This window comes from Pseudomonas sp. FG86 (assembly GCF_057808775.1).
Map to the genome: position 1 here is coordinate 1 of NZ_JBMDIS010000160.1, position 6,387 is coordinate 6,387.

The window sequence follows — 6,387 nt, forward strand, 5'->3', positions numbered from 1 at the left end:
CCCGTGATCTAGCTTCGGATCGTTTGCCGTTGCTGGCTTGTCCGTTGCTGTAGCAGGAACAGTGGTTGAATGGTCGCTGCCATTTTCCTCTGCCAGCACCGTGGACGAGAGTCCACTCAGCAGGACAGCAGCAAAGAGGCAACCCACGAGGGAATTACGATTTAGGTATGTGCTCACAGATCGTCTCCTTTACTCATCTACCCGTACTTCACGGAACATGCCCATTTCCATATGGAAAAGCAGGTGACAGTGATATGCCCAACGGCCTAAGGCATCAGCGGTGACTCGATAGCTGCGTTTGGTACCTGGTGGCATATCGATCGTATGCTTGCGCACCATGAACTTGCCGTTCTCATCCTCGAGGTCACTCCACATGCCGTGAAGGTGGATGGGGTGGGTCATCATGGTGTCGTTCACCAAGGTGATGCGCAGACGCTCGCCATACTTCAGGCGCAGCGGTTCGGCGTCAGAGAATTTGATGCCGTTGAACGACCACGAGAACTTCTCCATGTGACCGGTCAAATGAAGCTCGATGGTACGATTTGGCTCGCGGCCGTCAGGGTCTTGGAAAGTGCTTTTCAAGTCGGAGTAAGTGAGCACTCGACGACCATTGTTCCGCAAGCCTATGCCAGGATCGTTCAGCTTTGGCGTTGGACTCATGGCTTGCATGTCAACCAAGGGATTGTTGGTTTCAGAGGCTGGGTGAGTCTGCATTCCTCCACCCATACCTCCCATGCCAGCCATCCCTGACATATCACCACTGCCCATTCCTGCCATCTTGCTGTGGTCCATGCCAGCCATGTTGGACATGTCGCCTTTGTCCATGCCAGCCATCTTGCTGTGATCCATACTAGCCATGTTAGTCATGTCACCGCTGTCCATGCCGGTCATCCCGGTCATCCCGGTCATGTCACCTTGGTTCATCCCTGCCATCTTGCTGTGGTCCATGCCGGCCATGTCGCCGCCGCCCATTCCACCCGAGCTGCCATGGTCCATACCAGCCATACCGCCCATCCCCATGTCATCCATAGTTACTATAGGACGTGGGTCAATTGCAGGTATCGGTGCCTTTAGGCCGTCACGCACTGCAAGTGTTCCGCTAGCGTAACCTGTGCGATCCATAGACTGAGCGAAGATGGTGTACGCCTCATCAGTAGCAGTCTCCACAATAACGTCATATGTTTCAGCTACCGCAATACGAAACTCGTCGACGCTCACCGGCTTGACATGTTGACCGTCTGCGGCAACCACGGTCATCTTCAACCCAGGAATGCGGACGTCGAAATAGCTCATGGCCGAGCCGTTGATAAAGCGCAGACGGAGTTTCTCGCCCGGTTTGAAAATACCAGTCCAGTTACCGTTGGGTGCCTGGCCATTCATGAGATAGGTATAGGTATCCGCGCTGACATCGCCGAGGTCAGTAGGACTCATGTTCATCTCAGCCCACATCTTTCGATCTGCTACCGTCGAAGACCAACCTTTGCTGCTGACATCGTCTATGAAGTCTCCGACGGTGCGCTTGTGATGGTTGTAATAGCCCGATTGTTTCTTGAGCTTCGCCATAACGCGACTGGGATCTTCGTCGGTCCAGTCAGTCAACATCACCACGTAGTCGCGATCGTATTGAAACGGTTCAGGTTCTTTCGAATCGATGACGATTGGGCCGTAAACGCCTGCCTGCTCCTGCAAACCCGAGTGGCTGTGATACCAGTAGGTTCCGTTCTGATGAAGCTTGAATTTGTATTCGTACATGCCATCGGGTGCGATGCCATGGAAGCTCAAGCCAGGCACACCGTCCATGTTGGCGGGTAGGATGATCCCGTGCCAATGGATTGATGTGTCTTGGTCTAGACGGTTTTTTACACGCAGAGTGACGGTCTCCCCCTCACGCCAACGCAGCAAAGGTCCGGGCAATGATCCGTTGATGGTCATAGCTGTGCGAGGCGAGCCTGTGATGTTTACAGGGCTTTCACCAATAAACAGATCAAATTCGTTACCGGAGAGTACGCTCGGCATACCAGGACTTGTCACCGCCCATACAGGAGTGCGCCAAAGGCCAAGGCCGCCGAGAATGCCACCAGCGGCCAAGCCTTTCACGAATGTCCGCCTAGAGGTTTTGGAGTGCATGCCGTTATGTCCAATCAGTCAAAAGGGAAGCCGCGCGAAACAACAAATGAATTGTCTGGATGAGACTCACTCACCGTTACAAAAGACGAACTCAAACGGTAAGCGAGCTCAGAAATTGCCACATTTAAACCACCACAGTGATTACATTTCTGTCAGCTTGTGAGCGTAGCTCAAATATTTAGCAATTTTTGTGGTCCATCGCCCTAGCTTTGCTTTCCGCGACAGGAGGCTGGGCATTTTTCGTTTGGGCTACTTGGTACGATTCCATCGAGTTACTCCTGGCCGCTTCCATACGTTCGAAAGTGCGGTCACCTCCGCCTTCAGCCATAGCAAAAGAAGATACGGTCAGAGCAGCGATGATGAACAAGGTTTTGATAGGGTTCATTTGGGTTTCCTCTGATAGATGGTAGCCCCTGAATCCACAACAAAGTTGATGCTCAGGGAAGAGCTTAAGGCTCAATAAGACTATAAGACTGATTTCCTGTCAGGCAGCTTAGGCCAATATTACAGTTGTGTCAGGTTCCGATATTTCTCTTGAGGTGCGATGTACTTAATCCGTATGGTCTATCCACTGTCGGAATTCGCTGAAATCAAGCTCCTAAAATTTAGCCGTTCGGTGTTCTGTGCTTTCGGTCACTTTCACAGGGCTTGACGTTTTTTGAATTTGCACCGGAGTTATAAGCCAACTCAGACGCACCATATTCAACACATAAGTGTTTGATATAGGTGAAAATGGGGAATAGTAGCGTGACGGAAGGTGGCCGCTTGTGAGCATTAATTTTGAAAAAGCGCTTGGCTCCGCAGAAAGAGCGTTAATTTATCGCAGCCAAAGAGCTGAGGTACTTAGCAATAATATCGCTAACGCCGATACTCCTAACTTTAAGGCTAGAGATTTGGAGTTTTCTGCTGTGCTCGCCAGCCAGACAACACGAGGCTTGAATTCTCCATTCTCTTTGAAAACAACAAACCTAAAACATATTGCCGCAAACGAATTAGCAAGTGATGGTCAAGGTGATGGTTTGTTTTACAGCACGCCTTACCAACCTTCACTTGATCAAAATACTGTGGATGCACAGCTTGAAGTTGCAAAGTTTACTGAGAACGAAATTCATTTTGAAAGCGCTTTTAATAGATTGAACGGAGCATTTAAGGGGCTGCTTAAAGCTCTGCGAGGTGATTAGTAAAATTTACCCAACAATGAAATCAGCGCCTTAAGCGCTGATTTGCGATGGGAAACCGAGTGATTCGACAGCTTTACGAACTTGCTCTGGGTTTTCGCTACTTTCAACTCTTACCTTACCTGCCGCGCGATCCACGGATACTTTAGCCTCGCTGTCCAACGATTGAATCGCTTTAGTGATTTTGCTGACGCAGCTACCGCAACCAATGCCTGATACGTTTAAGACGAACATGGTTATTCCTCTTGTGCTGAGCGGTCTCTTTTCACCGCGATTACAGCATCAACGTTGACACCGCGGTAAGGTCAAGAGTTATGTTTTGTGGGGTGCGAGCAACGGTTGCGCTCAAGCTATATGGGTATTCCTCAGTCTCAAAGCATTGAAAACTACAGACGCAGAACTGACGCTCATGGCTAACGCAGCGATCATTGGCGACAGAAGGTGCCCGGTCAGCGGATAGAGTAGGCCTGCGGCCAAGGGAATACCCATTGAGTTGTAAAGGAAGGCGAAACCCAAGTTTTGCCGCATGTTTTTTACTGTCGCAACCGAAAGTGCCCGTGCCCGTAAAATCCCCATCAGGTCGCCTTTTACCAGCGTGAGCTGAGCGCTATTCATCGCGACATCAGTCCCTGTACCCATGGCAATGCCCACATCTGCACGCGCCAAGGCCGGTGCGTCGTTGATACCGTCGCCGGCCATGGCAACCTTTCGACCGTATCGCTGGAGGTCCGCCACCAGGCGCTCTTTGTCCTGAGGTTTAACTTCTCCATGAACCTCTTCAATACCCATCTCCTTGGCGACAGCACGTGCGGTGGTGAGACCATCTCCGGTGGCCATGATGATTTTTACGTTATCAGCTTTAAGCTTGGTGACTGCTTCTTTGGAGGTCGGTTTTATCGGATCTGAGACCGCCAGTAATCCTGCCAGAACCCCGTCAACTGCTAGATAGATGATGCTGATGCCTTCAAGGCGCAACAACTCTGCACGGTACTGTAAGACCTTAGTGCTTACACCGGCAGCATCCATCAGTGCTGTGTTGCCCAGCTGTACTTTCTTGCCATCAACAAGGCCACTGACTCCAATCCCAGACCCGGACTCAAACGATTCAGGCTTGGTGAGCGCGATATTTTCAGTTCGGGCGTGATCGACGATGGCGTGCGCCAAAGGATGTTCGCTGCCTTGATCAAGGCTAGCGGCCAGTTGAAGAACATCGTGTGGGTTAAAATCTGGTGTGGCCTCCACACTGTGAAATACCGGCCGTCCCTCTGTCAGGGTTCCCGTTTTATCGACAATCAGCGTGTCGATCTTGCAAAGGTTTTCAATAGCACTGGCGTCCCTGAACAGCACACCCATACTGGCCGCTTTACCCGTTGAAACCATGATCGACATGGGCGTTGCGAGACCAAGTGCACAGGGGCAAGCGATGATAAGTACGGCGACAGCGTTGATCAGGCCGAAGACCCAGCTGGGTTCCGGGCCGAATAGTCCCCAGCCTAAGAATGTCAGCAACGCAATCGCGATAACCCCTATCACAAAGTAGCCTGCGATCGAGTCGGCCATTCTTTGCATTGGCGCTTTGGAGCGTTGGGCTAGAGCGACCATTTGCACTATCTGAGACAGCATGGTGTCGGCGCCGACCTTTTGCGCCTCCATCACCAAGCTCCCGTGAGTATTAAGCGTGGCGCCGATCAAACTATCCCCTGGTCTTTTCATTACCGGCACAGGTTCACCAGTGAGCATGGACTCATCCACCGCACTTTCTCCCTCGAGCACAGAGCCATCAACTGGCACCTTTTCACCAGGTCTGACCCGCAAATGGTCGCCCAAGTGAACATGGGTAAGAGGAATGTCTTCCTCCTGACCATCGGCGTTGATCTTGCGTGCAGTTTTGGGAGATAGGCCTAGAAGGGACTTAATGGCGGCGGAGGTTTGTGACCGTGCTTTTAGCTCCAGAATCTGCCCAAGCAAGGTGAGCGAGATGATGACTGCAGCGGCTTCGAAGTAAACGCCGATGCGTCCATCTTGCATGAAGGTGGTGGGAAAACTTTGGGGAAAGAGGGTTGCTGCGACGCTGTAAAGATAAGCTGCGGAAGTACCCAAACCTATCAGAGTCCACATATTTGGACTGCGATTTCTAACAGATGCTATGCCCCTTACAAAAAAGGGCCACCCTGCCCATAAGGTGACCGGTGTCGCAAGAGCAAACTCGATCCAGTTTTGAACCGAGCCATGGAAGAGTTGTAATGAATGGCCCGCCATGGCTAGAACGGTCACTATCACGGTTAAAGGCAGAGACCACCAAAAGCGGCGCGCGAAATCACGGAGCTCGGTTTTGTCATCGTCATCTAGCGCCGGAATGACAGGTTCTAATGTCATGCCACATTTTGGGCAATTGCCGGGCCCTGGCTGTTTTATTTCCGGGTGCATCGGGCAGGTAAATTCAGTGGCTACTTGGAGCGCGGGCTCTGTAGCCGCGATGCTGGGTTCAGTGCTGGGATGAATACCGCTGTAGTGCTCTGGAGCTGCCCGAAATTTCTCTTGGCATTTCTGGCTGCAAAACTGATAAATCTGTCCCTGATAAGACTCGCCAAATTTACTTGGAGGCGTAATCGTCATGCCGCACACCGGGTCACGTAGATCAGCGTCAGGGGGCGAGGCTGCGTGGGTAGGACCGTGATCGTGGTGGCTCGGTTTATTGGGCATAGCTATTTCTCTTCCTTGTTGGCTTGCGCCTGATTGCCATGGTCATGTGCGCCATGTCCATGCCCAAAAAAATGCATCAATGGACAGATCAACAGAATGAGATAGGGCAAGTATGGATAGACGTGGCTGAAATGCTCCCGCACCACGTAGAAGGCGCCGATCACAATGAACATAATCAGCACAACGCCTGTTTTGCGCGTCCAAAATGGGGTGGTGATGCTTCCAGCCGGATGCTGATGGTTATTCATGATCTAGACCCCAGCGTGTGAGCGAATTGCTCTGATGTCTGCCTCAGAGCGTAGCCAACTCTTGAGGAGACGCGGGTTTAGCGGTCAGTTCAGGCTCACTTCAGGTCAAATTGACCGACCATCCCAGACTG

Annotated in this window: 6 protein-coding genes; 1 reads left to right on the top strand and 5 read right to left on the bottom strand. The window is 51.6% G+C overall.

Annotated features, from left to right (window positions below; translation table 11 throughout):
• Nucleotides 1-189: 189 nt before the first annotated feature.
• Nucleotides 190-2,127 (bottom strand): copper resistance system multicopper oxidase, encoded by a 1,938-nt coding sequence (locus tag ACODSV_RS35700; RefSeq protein WP_138725961.1) that lies wholly within the window; start codon nt 2,125-2,127, stop codon nt 190-192.
• Between the two features lie 178 nt (nt 2,128-2,305).
• The gene (locus ACODSV_RS35705; RefSeq protein ID WP_019334907.1) at nt 2,306-2,512 is read right to left on the bottom strand and encodes a co-regulatory protein PtrA N-terminal domain-containing protein; all 207 of its coding nucleotides are present in this window, start codon (nt 2,510-2,512) and stop codon (nt 2,306-2,308) included.
• 382 nt (nt 2,513-2,894) lie between these two features.
• Here ACODSV_RS35705 and flgB point away from each other — a divergent pair, with 382 nt between their 5' ends.
• Nucleotides 2,895-3,308, top strand: a complete 414-nt coding sequence (gene flgB / locus ACODSV_RS35710; RefSeq protein WP_019334908.1) for a flagellar basal body rod protein FlgB — start codon at nt 2,895-2,897, stop codon at nt 3,306-3,308.
• Nucleotides 3,309-3,338: 30 nt separating this feature from the next.
• Here flgB and ACODSV_RS35715 read toward each other — a convergent pair whose 3' ends face one another.
• The 3 genes from ACODSV_RS35715 to ACODSV_RS35725 form a co-directional block, all read right to left on the bottom strand.
• Nucleotides 3,339-3,539, bottom strand: coding sequence for a heavy-metal-associated domain-containing protein (locus ACODSV_RS35715; protein ID WP_080034399.1), 201 nt, complete (start codon nt 3,537-3,539; stop codon nt 3,339-3,341).
• Nucleotides 3,540-3,650: 111 nt separating this feature from the next.
• Entirely contained in the window at nt 3,651-6,008 is a 2,358-nt protein-coding gene (locus tag ACODSV_RS35720) for a heavy metal translocating P-type ATPase (protein WP_419722489.1), read from the bottom strand.
• Between the two features lie 2 nt (nt 6,009-6,010).
• Nucleotides 6,011-6,256, bottom strand: coding sequence for a DUF2933 domain-containing protein (locus tag ACODSV_RS35725; RefSeq protein WP_050587200.1), 246 nt, complete (start codon nt 6,254-6,256; stop codon nt 6,011-6,013).
• Nucleotides 6,257-6,387: the final 131 nt, after the last annotated feature.

Coding starts and splice junctions, on each gene's coding strand:
- ACODSV_RS35700 (WP_138725961.1), bottom strand. CDS start 2,127: ATGCACTCCAAAACCTCTAGGCGGACATTCGTGAAAGGCTTGGCCGCT.
- ACODSV_RS35725 (WP_050587200.1), bottom strand. CDS start 6,256: ATGAATAACCATCAGCATCCGGCTGGAAGCATCACCACCCCATTTTGG.
- ACODSV_RS35705 (WP_019334907.1), bottom strand. CDS start 2,512: ATGAACCCTATCAAAACCTTGTTCATCATCGCTGCTCTGACCGTATCT.
- ACODSV_RS35720 (WP_419722489.1), bottom strand. CDS start 6,008: ATGCCCAATAAACCGAGCCACCACGATCACGGTCCTACCCACGCAGCC.
- ACODSV_RS35715 (WP_080034399.1), bottom strand. CDS start 3,539: ATGTTCGTCTTAAACGTATCAGGCATTGGTTGCGGTAGCTGCGTCAGC.